Source organism: Aquidulcibacter paucihalophilus (assembly GCF_002105465.1).
GTDB classification, from domain to species: domain Bacteria; phylum Pseudomonadota; class Alphaproteobacteria; order Caulobacterales; family Aquidulcibacteraceae; genus Aquidulcibacter; species Aquidulcibacter paucihalophilus.
The window spans coordinates 1-13,414 of the sequence record NZ_NCSQ01000165.1; the positions used below are offsets into that span (position 1 = coordinate 1).

Below are 13,414 nucleotides of genomic sequence, written 5' to 3' on the forward strand. Positions count from 1 at the left end.
AACCAATACAAATCTCAATTCCACAACTGACTTGATGACACTGTGGTGGGGTTGGCTTTTCTACTTGGAACCGCTTTGGTGCAACTTCCGTTTCACCAAAACGGTCCATCGAGTTTGAGCGCGACATCTGGGTCGTCAAGTGTCGGTTTTCTTTGAAAACCGATCGCACCGCGACGCAGCAAAGCTGCGCACTTGACCACCCAGCTGTCGCCATAACAATTGAGGGTGCGGTTTGGTTGACCAGATTGGGCACCAAAGCGCTTCCAGACAAAATACCTATTCTAAACGACGTCATCCCCGCCGGAGCGTCAGCGCAGAGCGGGGACCTCATCGCGCATGTGCGCCACAAGGTCCCGGATCGGCTTCGCCGTCCGGGATGACAGCGTGATGTGGGTGGGTTGCTCTCCTCCCCCGCGTGCGGGGGAGGGGGACCCTGCGCAGCAGGGTGAAGGGGGTGTTGTGGAAGGTCAGCCACGCTGACGCCCCTTCCGTCAGCTTCGCTGCCACCTCCCCCGTAAACGGGGGAGGACAATGGGGCGTCATCCCCGCCGAAGCGATAGCGGAGAGTGGGGACCCCTTCGCGCATATGCGGCACAAGGTCCAAGATCGGCTGACGCCATCCGGGATGACAGCGTTAGGATGCCGTTCTTTTGGAATTGCCCTTGATATGGGCTCTGAAACACCGCAGGCCTGTGATGATGGTTTGAGGGCGATTTGGACGGGTCAAATCCCCAGCTTCGCGGCACCGGTTCGGCAGATTTCCAACGGAAATCTGGCCTTGAGGCAGCAAACCGCGTCTCAATTGCCTTCGACCTCACGGATAAAGGCAAATTTCCAAACACACCCCTTAAATCAAGGCTGGTGGGTCGTGTAGGACTCGAACCTACAACCAGACCGTTATGAGCGGCCGGCTCTAACCATTGAGCTAACGACCCGTGCCATGGCGAACCACGTGTGGGAGGCGGGGAGATAGCGGTTTTTGATGCGTCGCAAAAGCCTTGTCCTCATTTGAACGCAGATCGGTCTCTTTTTTGCCCAATGCAGTGCAGACTCTGTTCATGTTGGTTTAGGTAGAAACCAAAAGACCAATCTGGGAAGGGAAAAATTATGCGTCACTTTAACCGTCACACCCTCTTATCGGCCCTCGCCCTCGGCGCGGTGGGGTTTGTGCCCGTCTCAGCTTTTGCGCAGGCTGGGCCTGCGATGGGTGCACCCTGCTGTGCGGCACCTACCCCGGTTACGCCCACCACCTTGAACTTCACAGTCAGCGCTGATCAGAAAAAGGCTCCAGACATGGCGACCATGGGGGCAGGGGTTGTGACCACTGCCAAAACCGCCAAAGCCGCGATGGAAGATAATGCGCGCAAAATGTCAGCGGCCTTTGTGGCGCTGAAAGCCGCAGGCATTGCCGACAAGGACATGCAAACCTCTGGTGTGCAGCTAAGCCCGCAATATGACTATATCAATGGCACCCGCCCGCGCATCGTGGGCTATCAAGCCGCCAATCGCCTAACCTTGAAGCTGCGTAAGATTGACCAAATTGGTGCCGTGATGGATGCCTTGCTCGCCCAAGGCATTAATGAGATGGATGGGCCGAATTTCGGAATTGAAAACCCTGACGCCATGCTGGATCTGGCCCGCAGCGAAGCGATGGCGACGGCCCTGCGCCGCGCCGACCTCTATGCCAAGGCCGCTGGCATGCGGGTTAAGCGCATCGTGTCGATCAGTGAGAGTGGCGGCTATACCCCGCCCCAACCCATGCCGATGATGGTGGCCCGCGCTGTGATGGCCGATGCGGCCGCACCAACGCCGGTGGCAGCTGGTGAAGTCAGTTATTCGATCCAAATCTCACTTCAAGTAGAGCTCGAGAAATAAGTCTAAGCCGACAAGTTTTGATCCAAGCTGGGGCCAGCATCGTTTTTGTGGTCTCAGCCTTGGGTCAAAGCTTGCAAACTCTGGGGTTTCGCGTTAGCGCCCCCGCCATGCTTAACTTTGACCTTGTTGCTGCTAACCTTCTTTCGCCCGCTGTTATCTGTTTCGCGCTCGGGGCGTTTGCTGCCTATGTGAAGAGTGATCTGCGCGTTCCCCAACAGGTACATGAGACGATCTCCATGTATCTTTTGTTCTCGATCGGCTTGAAGGGCGGAATTGCGCTGGACAATTCGGCAGGCACCTCAATGTTGCTGCCGTTTCTGGCCACCATCTTCATGGGCGTGCTGACACCTATTGTCGCCTTCTATGTCGCCCGACAGATTGGCAAGCAGAGCATTGTTGATTCTGGGGCCATGGCTGCCCACTTTGGCTCAGTCAGTGCGGTGACCTTCATGGCAGCCCTAAATTTTGGTGCTTTGAGTGGCTTTAAGATTGAAGGCTATCTGACCGCGCTTCTGATTGTGTTGGAAGTGCCAGGGATCATTATTGGCATTGTGCTGGCGCGCCTCATGTCGGAAAATCGCACCATCAGCGTCAATCATGTGCTGCGCGAAGCCATTACGAGCAAAAGCGTGATGCTGATGGGTGGCGGGCTTCTGGTTGGCTTGTTGACCGATCCCAAAGGCATTGAAGCCGTTTCAACCGTCTTTATCACGCCCTTCCAAGGCGTGCTTGCTTTCTTCTTGTTGGAATTGGGCGTCGTCGCCTTGAAGCGACTGCGAGAATCGAAGGCCCCCTTGCCCTTCATGTTGGCGTTTGGCGTGACCATGCCCATTCTGTTTGGCGCGATCGCCCTTGTGGTTGGCCATTTTGCAGGCTTTTCGGTTGGTGGCACCGCGGTCTTTGCCACGATGGCAGCGAGTGCTTCTTATATTGCGGCCCCGGCCGCCGTGCGCATGGCAATGCCAGAGGCGAATGAAGGGCTCTATCTGACGACGTCGATCAGTATCACGTTGCCATTCAACATCATCATCGGCATCCCAGCTTATTTTGCCGTCTCTGAAATGATTAGCGGCTGGCCAACCATGGCAAGCCTCGCGGCCGGCTAATCGGCTGCCCGCGGATCCGCCCGCACCCAACCCCGTTCATGGTTGAAGAGGTCTAGCCCGCCGGTCGCAATATCAAAGCGGGCCCCTTCGAGAGTGAGGGTGCCGGCGGCAACCTTTTCGGCTACGAAGGGGAAGCTCAACAAATTGGACATAGAGAGTTCAACGCTTGCCCGTTCGCAAGGTTCAATCTCGTCGGTATTCAGCGCGACAACGACAGGTACGAGCACGTCAATCCATTGGTTGACGAAGCGCAGGCTTTGGCCTTCTTGCCCGGCCTTGGTGCCCCAACGCCCACGATCAATCGCCGCCTTAACCCCGCCACAGCGGGCATGGCCCATCACAAGGATGGTTTTTACGCCGAGGGCTTGGACGGCGAACTCAATAGCCGCCGAGGTGCCATGCAGGCCTTCGCCTTGCTCAAACGGCGGGACCAGGGCCGCCACATTGCGCACCACAAACAGCTCACCGGGTGATACATCAAATATCTGACCTGGATCCGCGCGTGAGTCAGAACAAGCGATCACCAAGAGGCGCGGGGTCTGGCCATCGGCCAATTGCTCATAAAGTTCGCGTTGGTGCGGCCAAGCATCGCGGCGAAAACGGCTATAGCCTTCCAATAATCGATCCATCAGAAGTCTATAGCCGCACCCCTCCGCACAAGGGAAGGCTTAATTGGCGCGCGTCACATGCAGGACCGCACCTTCAACGCCGGTAACCACCAGAACGCTCCCACTGGCTGGATCGGCATCATCAAGGGTTTTAGCGGCCCATTCTGTATCGCCCAGCCGCACCCGACCCGTCCCGCTAACAAAACCATCAACGGCTATCGCCTTTTGGCCAATATGGCGCTGCAAGGGTGAATTTAGCGTAGGGTCCTCTGAAGGTGCCGTGTCGGGCTTGAAAAAGCGCCGTCCGAGGACCGTAGTTGCCAAGGCAAACAGGGCGAAAGCGACAAGCTGTACGGGCAGGCTTGCACCTGGAAACAAGAAGGCCAGTGCGGCAGTCAAAGCCGCAGCAGTGGCGATCCACAAGAGATAGGCGGTGCCAGTCAGCAATTCTGCCGCCATCAAAACCGCACCAAGACCCAACCAGATCAAAGCGCCCAGACCTGCCCAATTACTGGAGAGAGCATCCATCAACTTAGTCCTTTGTGGTGGGAACAGCGGTGCGGGCAGGGGCTTTGGCCTGACCTTGGCTTTGGCTTTGCGTGGCGGTGCCCGACAGCGTCAATTGCCGCACCCCTTCAATGGCCGAGGCAATGGCACTCAATTCAGTCGGTACAATCACGGTGCGCTGTTGTGGCGAGGAAGCCAATTTGCCAAAGGCCTCCACATAGGACTGGCCCAAGAAGTAATTCAGCGCATTGACGTCTCCGGCCGAGATGGCTTCAGACACCATGCGTGTCGCATTGGCTTCTGCTTCTGCGGCGCGTTCGCGGCCTTCAGCGTCGCGGAATGCCGATTCCCGGCGGCCTTCGGCTTCGAGAATAATGGCTTGCTTCTGTCCTTCCGCGCGCAAAATGGCAGCCGCCTTTTCGCCTTCAGCTTGGGTGATTTCAGCCCGACGCTCACGCTCTGCCTTCATTTGCTTGGCCATGGCTTCATTGAGATCAGAGGGTGGCGACAAATCCTTGATTTCAATACGCACGACTTTAACACCCCAGGGGTTGGTGGCGGCATCAATCGTCTGCAGCAACTTGGCATTGATGGTGTCGCGCTGGGATAGCACTTCATCCAATTCCATCGAGCCGATCACGGTGCGCAAATTGGTCAAGGACAGATTGGTGATGGCCAGACGCAAGTCCTCCACCTCATAGGCAGCTTTGGCCGCGTCAAAGACTTGGGTAAAGACCACCGCATCGCACCGCACCATCACGTTGTCGCGGGTAATCACCTCTTGGCGAGGAACGTCCAAAACGCTTTCCATCATCGAGATCTTGCGGCCGATTTGGTCCATAATCGGCGTGATAAAGTGAATACCCGGATGCAGGGTCCGCAAATAGCGACCAAAGCGCTCCAGCGTATATTGCCGGCCTTGTGGAACGATTTTGACAAAAGTGGTGACAAAGATAACCGCCATCACAACTAAAGCGGCAGAAAACAAAAAGAATTCCACGAATAAACCTCCCAAATCACGGTCAATGGGGCAGGCCTCGTTGCGGTACACACAGGCGTACCAAGCCTACCCTAAATCATTGCCCCGCCACGATATGTGCATGGGGCAACCAGAATGAAAGAGGCTGCCCGTTTTCCTGTGGATAAAATAGTGGATAATTGTGGGGATAAAGCACAAGCATCTGTTTTTCAAAGAAATTATTGGAATCACGACTCACAAAAAACTGCTTGTCAAAATAAAAATCAGGCGTAACCTCTTTTTTACGGAAGCAAGCGCGGGAGTGGAAAGTTAGCAAGGCGACAAAAGAAGAAAACGCCTTTTCAAAGGTGGGGTCAACATAGTCTAATTCTAACGAATACTTCTAAAGGCGAAGCGAAAGCTATACCTAGCGATTGGGTCCGTCGCACTCAACTTGTTGAGAGCAGGCCGCACCGGGGAACTGGTGCGGCCTTTGTGTTTCTAAAGCTATCGAATACTTGATTTGAGCTGACCGTCCAAGTTGCAGCAAGCTTGCCGTTGTTTCTTATTACCTGGCCTCATTGCCGCATCAAGCCACATGCTGTCGCAGGTGAAAGCGTGGCCGGGCTTGTTGGATAGACAATCGTGATAGCGGGGCCGCCACATCTGTTTGCATCTGCTGCAAAAGCCTGTCGATGAATGAGGGTGTCGACGTCAAACCTGTTGACGTGTCGCGCGTGCACGGGCAGGAGGACATTTCTTGTGCCGCTCTCGGATGAAACCGGCCCAAGCTCATGTGTGACTGCGGGAGAGACGATCCCCCGAGGACCGCGCCGAAGGAGCAACCGCCCCGGAAACTCTCAGGCAAAAGGACCGCAGCCACGTCAATACGCTGGAGAGTGTTGGGCAAATCGTCCAACCGCCGAAGGAGCAAGCGGGCCCTTGAAGTCTCAAGGTCATCTGCGAAAACTCTCAGGTTTTAGACAGCTGGGGCGCGCGCCAACACGGGGGGACCCTGAGGCGTGTCGCGTACCTGTCGGAGCCTTGAGATGTCTGAAGACACTTCCTTGAAGACCACACCTCTCACGGGGCTATGGCAAAGCATGGGTGGTCGCATGGTGCCCTTTGCGGGCTATTTGATGCCCGTGCAATTTGCCGAAGGGGTGATGAAAGAACATGTGTGGACGCGCGAGAGTTGCGGTCTGTTTGACGTCTCGCACATGGGCCCTGCCTTTCTGAAGCTGGATGACCTAAGTCTGACAGGCGATGCGGCCCATGCCGCGATTGCTGCCTTGGTTGAGACGATTTTGCCCTGTGATGTTGCGGGCCTTGCCCCGGGGCAATTGCGCTATACGACTTTGCCGAATGCCACAGGCGGCGTTCTGGATGATTTGTTTGTGGGCCGTCCAAAAGCAGACGCCGATCAAGGGACGCTTTATTTCGTCGTCAATGCCGGCTGCAAAGAACAGGACTTTGCCCTCATTGCGCAAGCTTGCGCCGGTAAAGCCACGCTGACAAGGGCCGATGATCGCGCCTTGATCGCGGTGCAAGGACCCAAGGCGGTTGAGGCTATTGGCAATGTGGGCGATGGGCCAAAGCGCCTCAGCTTTATGGAATTTGCCACCGTGAAAGGCCCCTATGGCGAAGTGGTGGTGTCTCGCTCGGGCTATACGGGTGAAGATGGCTTTGAAGTGCTGATTGCCGCTGACAAGGCTGAGGCTTTCGTGCGCACTTTGCTCGCCACCGCCCATGTAAAGGCCATTGGCCTTGGCGCACGCGATAGTCTGCGGCTGGAAGCGGGTCTTTGCCTCTATGGCCATGATCTGGACGAGACCACGAGCCCGATTGAGGCAGGTCTGGCTTGGACCATCCAAAAGGTGCGGCGCGAGCGGGGTGATTTTCCAGGTGCCGCACGCATTTTGAAAGAGCTGGCCGAAAAGCCCAGTCGTAAGCGCGTCGGTCTCTTACCCAAGGATAAGGCTCCTGCGCGCGAAGGCGCTGAAATCCGCAATCTGGCTGGCGAGAAGGTCGGCATGGTCACCTCTGGCGGCTATGGCCCAACTATCGGCGGACCGATCGCAATGGGCTATGTCGACGCAGCTTTTGCCGCAGTCGGCACAGAATTGGACTTGATTGTCCGCGATCAACCGCGTCGCTGGGTTGTCGCCTCGCTTCCCTTTGTTCCACACAACTATCACCGGAAAGGCTGAAACATGACCACCAAATATACGAAAGACCATGAATGGGTTTCAGTTGCAGGCGATATCGCCACCTGTGGCATCACGGCCTATGCGGCCGACCAATTGGGCGATGTTGTCTTTGTCGAACTGCCAAATATCGGTCGCATCGTCTCGCAGGGCGATGAAGTGGCGGTTGTGGAAAGCGTAAAGGCCGCCTCAGACGTCTATGCACCGGTCTCGGGTGAAGTGGTCGACGTCAATGAAGCTTTGGCCGAGGCCCCCGAAGGCGTGAATGAGGCCGCTGAATCCACGGGCTGGTTCACCAAGCTGAAGCTAACCGATCCAGCAGAATTGGATGCCTTGATGGATCGGGCAGCCTATGATTCCTATCTCGCCGGGCTCTGATCTTTATGTATGTGCCGCCAGCCTATCGGGTCGAGGATGACGCAGAGGCGTGGGATTTTGTCCGCGCCCATCCGTTTGCCACACTGGCCATTAATGGCCAGGATGGGCCCGTTTTGGCCTATGCGCCGCTTGTGGTGCATGTTAGCGGTCCGAACCAACCGGTTGAGCTGATTGGCCATGTGGCCCGCGCCAATCCCTTCCATACGACGATTGCCGAAGAGGGCTGTGCCTGCGTGGCCATCTTCCGGGGGCCAGACGCCTATGTCAGCCCGTCGCTTTATCCGTCAAAGCAGGCCCATGGCAAAGTTGTACCGACATGGTCTTATCTTGCTGCAGAAGCCCGTGGCCATGTGTCAATTGTGCGCGATCCGGCCCTGATGCGTCCCTTTATTGAATTGGGGACGGACCATATGGAGGCCAGTCGAGATCGGCCATGGCGGGTTGATGATGCCCCTCCGGACTTTGTTGCCAGCATGGAGCGCGGCATTGTTGGTATACGTTTGGTGGTCGCCACACTGACGGCTAAGCGCAAAATCAGTCAAGGCAAGCCTGAGGCCGATTATCATTCTGTGCAGGAAGCCTTTGCCGCTTCTGCCCATACCTCCCACCAGCTTCTTTCCCTTGAAATGCAAAAAGAAAGTCAGAAAACCTGATGCGATATTTGCCCCTTACCCCATCTGACCGCGAACAAATGCTGGCTAAAGTTGGCGTTGCTTCGATCGAAGATTTGTTCCTCGATGTTCCTGAAATCGCCCGTCTCGACGGTCCGATCCATGATTTGCCATTCGCCCAAGGTGAATTGGCAGTAGAGCGCCATATGCAGCGCTTGTCCAATGCCAGCGTCGCCGCCGGTAGTGTGCCGTTTTTCTGTGGCGCAGGGGCTTACCGCCATGCCGTGCCTGCCAGCGTCGATCATTTGATCCAACGCTCCGAATTTTTGACAACCTATACGCCCTATCAGCCAGAAATGGCGCAAGGCACCGTGCAGACTCTGTTTGAATTCCAAAGCCAAGTGGCAGGTCTTTTGGCGTGCGATGTGGCCAATGCTTCCATGTATGATGGCTCGACTGCGTGCGCCGAAGCCGTTGTGATGGCCGCACGAGTGACCAAGCGCACCAAGGTGGTGTTCTCAGGTGGCTTGCATCCCCATTACCGCCGGGCTGCGCGCACCTTGGCCAAGCACTCAGGTCTGGAGATTGCAGGCCTTCCCATTGCGATTCAGGATGAAGCAGCCGTCCTTGCCGCTGTCGATCAAAACACCGCCTGTGTCGTGGTCCAATGCCCGAATGTGTTTGGCACGCTGACTGACTTCACCGAGCTTGCCAAAGCCGTGCAAGCCAAGGGGGCCTTGTTGATCGCGGTCTTTACTGAAGCCGTTGCCTTTGGTCTCATTACCCCACCAGGCGAGATGGGCGCTGATATTGTTGCCGGTGAAGGCCAGTCGATCGGCAACGCGCTTAATTTCGGTGGGCCCTATGTCGGCCTGTTTGCCACCAAGGACAAATATGTTCGCCAAATGCCCGGCCGTTTGGCTGGTGAAACCGTTGATGCCGATGGTACGCGCGGCTTTGTACTGACGCTGTCCACGCGCGAGCAGCACATTCGTCGCGACAAGGCGACCAGCAATATCTGCACCAATTCAGGGCTTTGCGCTTTGGCGTTCACAATCCACATGACCCTGCTGGGCGATAAGGGCTTAAAGCATCTGGCCCAACTCAACCATGAGGCGGCGTGCGAGACGGCCGATGCTGTCTCCTCGATCGAAGGGGTTGAGCTGTTGAGCGATAGCTTCTTCAACGAGTTTGCCGTGCGCCTGCCTGTTAATGCCGCCAAAGCGGTAGAGGCCATGGCCGCCCAGAATGTGCTGGGGGGCGTGCCTTATTCTCGTCTGCGCCAAGAAGCAGGCTTTGAAAATGTGCTGTTGATTGCAGCAACAGAAACCACCACGGCTGAGGACATCGCATGTCTCGCCGACACGCTGAAGAAGGTGATTTAGTCATGGCTATGAATAATGTTGGCCGTCCCACCGCTGCGATTGCCAATAATGGCGCAGCCCCAACCACGTTTTCAGGTGCCCGGGGCCTTCTACAGCCCACCTCTTTGATTTTTGAGACGGGCTCTATTGATCGCACTGGGGTGGATTTGCCGCCAGTCAAAGGCGTGAAAACCCGTCTAGGCGGTCTTGCCCGCAAGAGCTCAACTGGTAATCCCGGCCTGTCAGAGCCAGAGGCCGTGCGCCACTATGTGCGCTTGAGCCAACGCAATTATGCAATTGATTTGGGCATGTTCCCGCTAGGCTCTTGCACCATGAAGCATAATGCGCGCCTGAACGAGAAAATGGCCCGTCTCCCAGGCTTTGCCGATGTGCATCCTTTACAGCCTGTCTCGACAGTTCAAGGCGCTTTGGGCGTGATGGATCAATTGTCACATTGGCTGATCACCTTGACGGGCATGAAGGCGGTTGCCTTGTCGCCTAAGGCAGGCGCACATGGCGAGTTGTGCGGCATGTTGGCCATCCGGGCCGCGTTGGACGCCCAAGGCCAAACCCATCGCCGCCGTGTGCTGGTGCCCGAGAGCGCCCATGGCACCAATCCGGCAACGGCTGTTCAATGCGGCTTTATCGTCGATGAAATCAAAGCAGCCCCCGATGGCCGCGTTGACCTTAGCGACCTTAAAACCAAGCTGGGCGAGGATGTGGCTGGCATCATGCTGACCAATCCAAACACCTGCGGCCTGTTTGAACGCGACATTCGCGAGATCGCAGATTTAATCCATGCGGCAGGTGGCTATTTCTATTGCGACGGCGCTAACTTTAACGCCATTGCAGGCCGGGTTCGTCCGGGCGACTTGGGCGTGGATGCCATGCATATCAATCTGCACAAGACTTTTTCAACGCCGCATGGCGGGGGTGGGCCGGGTTCTGGCCCCACTGTTCTGTCCGATGCTTTGGCCCCCTTCGCGCCGGTGCCCTATGTCGTCACGCGTGCCGATGGCAGCTTGGATTTGGTTGAGCATGAGGCCGATAGCGATGGCGAGCCATTTGGCCGCATGGTCGCCTTCCATGGTCAGATGGGCATGTATACACGGGCTTTGACCTATATGTTGAGCCATGGTGCCGATGGCATCAAGCAGGCTTCCGAAGATGCGGTACTCAACGCCAATTATGTTCAGGCTTGTTTGAAGGAACATATGAGTCCGGCGTTCGACGGCGTGTGCATGCACGAAGCCTTGTTTGACGATTCTTGGCTCGAAGGCACAGGCGTTACCACGCTTGATTTTGCCAAAGCCATGATTGACGAGGGCTATCACCCCATGACCATGTATTTCCCATTGGTTGTCCATGGAGCTATGCTGATTGAGCCAACCGAAAGCGAGAGCAAGGCAAGCTTGGATGCCTTTATCGCTTCCATGACGGGCCTCGCAAAGGCTGCCAAGGCAGGCGATACCACCCGCTTTACCGGTGCGCCCTATCATGCCCCTGTGAAGCGCTTGGACGAGACACGTGCGGCCCGCAAGCCTGTCTTGAAATGGGCTCCCCCGGTGGAAGCCAGCAAAATCGCCGCGGAATAATCCGATCTCACGCTGCTGGCGGCTTCTTGGGAAAGGGGCCGTCAGCCCTTTATGGTGCGCGTGCCGCGCACGTGGGCTGCCAGTTTTTGCACAGGCCGATCAAAGCCCACATGCAGTATCCAAGCGGCAACAAGGGCACTGGCCAGCGCCACCACCAATAAGATCAGATTGTCTAAAGGCCCAGGCTGGGACAATGGCGCCCCAAGGCGGCCTAGAGCGGCAAAGACGGGCACATGGATCAGGTAAAGCGCGTATGACCAGTCGCCCAAGGAAACCGTCCATGTGGGGCCTTTAAGGCCTGAATGTTCCAGCCCAACACAGCCCCACACCAGAAGAGCGGCAGGGATGCCAAAATAGAAAAGCCGCGGCCATTCTTCGCCAAACATGGCTGGCGCATTCTCGCGCAGAGCTAAGGCACTCAACACCATCCAAAAACCGCCAAATTGTGCCATCACGCGCGGGGCTGGGAAAATCCGCCTTTGTGCCAGAAGGCCAACTGCCGCCCCCAGAATAAACTCTAATGTCAGTGGATGGCGGATCAACGCCACAAAGGGGTTCTCAGGCTTTGGCCAAACATAGGCTGTTGCTGCCGTCGCAATCGCCCATATCGCCAGCGCTGCGGGAAACCAGCGCGCCGGCAAAAGCAGCATCAGGCCAAAGGCGAGGTAGAACCAAAGCTCATGGATCAAGGTCCAGCCAACCGCATGCAGCGGCAATTCTTTGTCTGGTATTAAAAGATAGGACTTCCAGATCTCAGGGCTCGATTCATGGCTCGCATAAACCCAATCGGGCTTCACCATCCAGACCGCCACCAAAGCTGAAAGAACCAGCCACCAGAGCGGATAAATGCGGGCAAGGCGAGCAAACCAAAAGCCGGGCAGGGCGGCAGGCTTGCCTTGGTGAGCCCGGGTGACCCAAACCATAACAAAGCCCGAGATTACAAAGAAAAGATCAACGCCACCAAAGCCCGCAAGGGCCCATTCACCCAGCAAAGGTGTGCCACCAAAGCGGTTTTCCACTGCGTGTAAATGCGCAATCGCGACCATGAGGGCCGCGAGTCCACGCAAGGTTTGAATGGTTGAGAGGGAAGCGATTAAGGGCGGTTTAGCTGTCACCAAGTCCGCCCCTTCAGCTGGTTCAGCCGAACTTGCTTTCCAGCGCGGCAATGCCATTGGCAACCAGCTTTTCGCCAGCCTTGCCCTTCACACTGGCAACCAAAACACGTTCCGCCACAGACATCGCGGCATTAGAAGCCGCCGCGCGAACCTCAGAAATAGCGGCCTCTTCGGCGCGACGAATACGCTCTTCAGCCTGCTTGCTGCGGGTTGCAATCGAGCGCTCGAGCTGGGCTTCAGCTTCTGCCTTAACGCGAACCGCATCTTCTTCAGCTTTGGCGATGATGGCGGCAGCATCCTCAACGGCTTTCGCATGCTGGGCTTGATAAGAAGCCCAGAGAGCTTCCGCCTCTTGACGCAAGCGCTTAGCTTCTTCCAATTCCTTTGAAATCTTGGCTGACTGGTCATCCAGAGCCTTGGTCAACATGCCAGGGACCTTCAGATAAATCATCCCACCAATGAAGGTAGAAAAGCCAAGGGCGGCGACGAGGGTCGCGTCAAATCCAAGTGCCATTATGCTGCCCCTGTGACGGATTTAACCGCTGTGTCGAGCGCTTTAGCTGTTGGCTTGATCCCGGAAACGCGTTCCACAATCGCCACGGCCAATTCGCCGACGGTTTCATTCACGCTGGCCAAAGCCGCGTCGCGCGAAGCCGAGATTTTCTCTTCAGCTTTGGCAATTTTGGTATTGGCTTTTTTCGTGGCAGCAGCCTCAGCTTTCGCTGCGGCTGCTTCATGGGCATGGCGGGCGGCTTCCACCGTCTTGCGGGCTTGCGCCCGGGCTTCGGCTTGAGCCTTTTCTGCTTCAAGGCGCGCAGCTTGGGCAGCTGCAGTTTGCTCTGCGGCCGCTTTCAGATCACCTTCAATGGCGTTTTTGCGATCGGCCAAAGTCTTCGCAATACGGGGGATAACCACCGATGCCAACACAATGTAGAGCGCGCCAAAGGCAAGCCAGAACCAAAAGATCTGCGAAGAAAACAGGCTTGCGTCAAACGGTGGGAAGCCACCGCCTGCGTGTTCGCCTGCCTTACCCGCAGCTTCGACTGCGTGAGATTCGCCAGCCATATTCAAACCACTCCGGGTCTTTGAT

At 56.5% G+C, this 13,414-nt stretch carries 14 protein-coding genes, 1 tRNA gene and 1 riboswitch; of the genes, 8 read left to right on the forward strand and 7 right to left on the reverse strand.

Annotated features, from left to right (window positions below; all coding sequences use genetic code 11):
- Window positions 1-859: 859 nt before the first annotated feature.
- Window positions 860-935, reverse strand: a tRNA-Ile gene (locus B7364_RS12905).
- Window positions 936-1,107: 172 nt separating this feature from the next.
- Here B7364_RS12905 and B7364_RS12910 point away from each other — a divergent pair.
- Window positions 1,108-1,875: an SIMPL domain-containing protein gene (locus tag B7364_RS12910; protein WP_085340452.1), complete on the forward strand. Its 768-nt coding sequence runs from the start codon at window positions 1,108-1,110 to the stop codon at window positions 1,873-1,875.
- A 107-nt stretch (window positions 1,876-1,982) separates the two neighbouring features.
- The gene (locus tag B7364_RS12915; RefSeq protein ID WP_157893695.1) at window positions 1,983-2,981 is read left to right on the forward strand and encodes a sodium-dependent bicarbonate transport family permease; all 999 of its coding nucleotides are present in this window, start codon (window positions 1,983-1,985) and stop codon (window positions 2,979-2,981) included.
- On the opposite strand, the gene B7364_RS12920 is transcribed toward B7364_RS12915, so the two are convergent.
- The 3 genes from B7364_RS12920 to B7364_RS12930 are packed head-to-tail and all read right to left on the reverse strand — an operon-like array spanning window position 2,978 to window position 5,060.
- Entirely contained in the window at window positions 2,978-3,610 is a 633-nt protein-coding gene (locus tag B7364_RS12920) for a carbonic anhydrase (protein ID WP_085340454.1), read from the reverse strand. The two genes, B7364_RS12915 and B7364_RS12920, sit on opposite strands and share 4 nt — an antisense overlap.
- A 39-nt stretch (window positions 3,611-3,649) precedes the next feature.
- A complete protein-coding gene (locus B7364_RS12925; protein ID WP_085340455.1) occupies window positions 3,650-4,117 on the reverse strand; it encodes an NfeD family protein in 468 nt (155 codons plus the stop codon).
- Between the two features lie 4 nt (window positions 4,118-4,121).
- Complete coding sequence (locus tag B7364_RS12930) at window positions 4,122-5,060, reverse strand: SPFH domain-containing protein (protein ID WP_085340554.1); 939 nt, start codon at window positions 5,058-5,060, stop codon at window positions 4,122-4,124.
- Between the two features lie 150 nt (window positions 5,061-5,210).
- On the opposite strand from B7364_RS12930, the gene B7364_RS17935 reads away from it, so the two are divergent.
- The 6 genes from B7364_RS17935 to gcvPB all read left to right on the forward strand — a co-directional run bounded on the left by B7364_RS17935 (window position 5,211) and on the right by gcvPB (window position 11,209).
- Window positions 5,211-5,348, forward strand: coding sequence for a hypothetical protein (locus B7364_RS17935; protein ID WP_157893696.1), 138 nt, complete (start codon window positions 5,211-5,213; stop codon window positions 5,346-5,348).
- Between the two features lie 501 nt (window positions 5,349-5,849).
- Window positions 5,850-5,940: riboswitch (glycine riboswitch) on the forward strand.
- Window positions 5,941-6,103: 163 nt separating this feature from the next.
- On the forward strand, window positions 6,104-7,264 hold the full coding sequence (gene gcvT, locus B7364_RS12940) for a glycine cleavage system aminomethyltransferase GcvT (protein WP_085340457.1): 1,161 nt from the start codon (window positions 6,104-6,106) through the stop codon (window positions 7,262-7,264).
- 3 nt (window positions 7,265-7,267) lie between these two features.
- Window positions 7,268-7,639: a glycine cleavage system protein GcvH gene (gene gcvH / locus B7364_RS12945; RefSeq protein ID WP_085340458.1), complete on the forward strand. Its 372-nt coding sequence runs from the start codon at window positions 7,268-7,270 to the stop codon at window positions 7,637-7,639.
- Between the two features lie 5 nt (window positions 7,640-7,644).
- Window positions 7,645-8,292, forward strand: coding sequence for an FMN-binding negative transcriptional regulator (locus B7364_RS12950; protein WP_085340459.1), 648 nt, complete (start codon window positions 7,645-7,647; stop codon window positions 8,290-8,292).
- On the forward strand, window positions 8,292-9,635 hold the full coding sequence (gene gcvPA, locus B7364_RS12955; protein WP_085340460.1) for an aminomethyl-transferring glycine dehydrogenase subunit GcvPA: 1,344 nt from the start codon (window positions 8,292-8,294) through the stop codon (window positions 9,633-9,635). The genes B7364_RS12950 and gcvPA overlap by 1 nt, the downstream gene beginning before the upstream one ends.
- Window positions 9,636-9,637: 2 nt before the next feature.
- Complete coding sequence (gene gcvPB, locus B7364_RS12960; RefSeq protein WP_085340461.1) at window positions 9,638-11,209, forward strand: aminomethyl-transferring glycine dehydrogenase subunit GcvPB; 1,572 nt, start codon at window positions 9,638-9,640, stop codon at window positions 11,207-11,209.
- A gap of 41 nt (window positions 11,210-11,250) precedes the next feature.
- Here gcvPB and B7364_RS12965 read toward each other — a convergent pair whose 3' ends face one another.
- Genes B7364_RS12965 through B7364_RS12975 form a run of 3 tightly spaced genes read right to left on the reverse strand, consistent with a single transcriptional unit; the run spans window position 11,251 to window position 13,389 of the window.
- A complete protein-coding gene (locus tag B7364_RS12965; protein ID WP_085340462.1) occupies window positions 11,251-12,381 on the reverse strand; it encodes an acyltransferase family protein in 1,131 nt (376 codons plus the stop codon).
- Window positions 12,347-12,838: a F0F1 ATP synthase subunit B family protein gene (locus B7364_RS12970; protein ID WP_085340463.1), complete on the reverse strand. Its 492-nt coding sequence runs from the start codon at window positions 12,836-12,838 to the stop codon at window positions 12,347-12,349. The genes B7364_RS12965 and B7364_RS12970 overlap by 35 nt, the downstream gene beginning before the upstream one ends.
- Window positions 12,838-13,389 carry a F0F1 ATP synthase subunit B family protein gene (locus B7364_RS12975; protein WP_085340464.1) on the reverse strand — a complete coding sequence of 184 codons (552 nt, stop codon included), beginning with the start codon at window positions 13,387-13,389 and terminating at the stop codon, window positions 12,838-12,840. The genes B7364_RS12970 and B7364_RS12975 overlap by 1 nt, the downstream gene beginning before the upstream one ends.
- Between the last annotated feature and the right edge of the window lie 25 nt (window positions 13,390-13,414).

Coding starts and splice junctions, on each gene's coding strand:
- B7364_RS12910 (WP_085340452.1), top strand. CDS start 1,108: ATGCGTCACTTTAACCGTCACACCCTCTTATCGGCCCTCGCCCTCGGC.
- B7364_RS12915 (WP_157893695.1), top strand. CDS start 1,983: ATGCTTAACTTTGACCTTGTTGCTGCTAACCTTCTTTCGCCCGCTGTT.
- B7364_RS12920 (WP_085340454.1), bottom strand. CDS start 3,610: ATGGATCGATTATTGGAAGGCTATAGCCGTTTTCGCCGCGATGCTTGG.
- B7364_RS12925 (WP_085340455.1), bottom strand. CDS start 4,117: ATGGATGCTCTCTCCAGTAATTGGGCAGGTCTGGGCGCTTTGATCTGG.
- B7364_RS12930 (WP_085340554.1), bottom strand. CDS start 5,060: ATGGCGGTTATCTTTGTCACCACTTTTGTCAAAATCGTTCCACAAGGC.
- B7364_RS17935 (WP_157893696.1), top strand. CDS start 5,211: ATGAAAGAGGCTGCCCGTTTTCCTGTGGATAAAATAGTGGATAATTGT.
- gcvT (WP_085340457.1), top strand. CDS start 6,104: ATGTCTGAAGACACTTCCTTGAAGACCACACCTCTCACGGGGCTATGG.
- gcvH (WP_085340458.1), top strand. CDS start 7,268: ATGACCACCAAATATACGAAAGACCATGAATGGGTTTCAGTTGCAGGC.
- B7364_RS12950 (WP_085340459.1), top strand. CDS start 7,645: ATGTATGTGCCGCCAGCCTATCGGGTCGAGGATGACGCAGAGGCGTGG.
- gcvPA (WP_085340460.1), top strand. CDS start 8,292: ATGCGATATTTGCCCCTTACCCCATCTGACCGCGAACAAATGCTGGCT.
- gcvPB (WP_085340461.1), top strand. CDS start 9,638: ATGGCTATGAATAATGTTGGCCGTCCCACCGCTGCGATTGCCAATAAT.
- B7364_RS12965 (WP_085340462.1), bottom strand. CDS start 12,381: ATGGCATTGCCGCGCTGGAAAGCAAGTTCGGCTGAACCAGCTGAAGGG.
- B7364_RS12970 (WP_085340463.1), bottom strand. CDS start 12,838: ATGGCACTTGGATTTGACGCGACCCTCGTCGCCGCCCTTGGCTTTTCT.
- B7364_RS12975 (WP_085340464.1), bottom strand. CDS start 13,389: ATGGCTGGCGAATCTCACGCAGTCGAAGCTGCGGGTAAGGCAGGCGAA.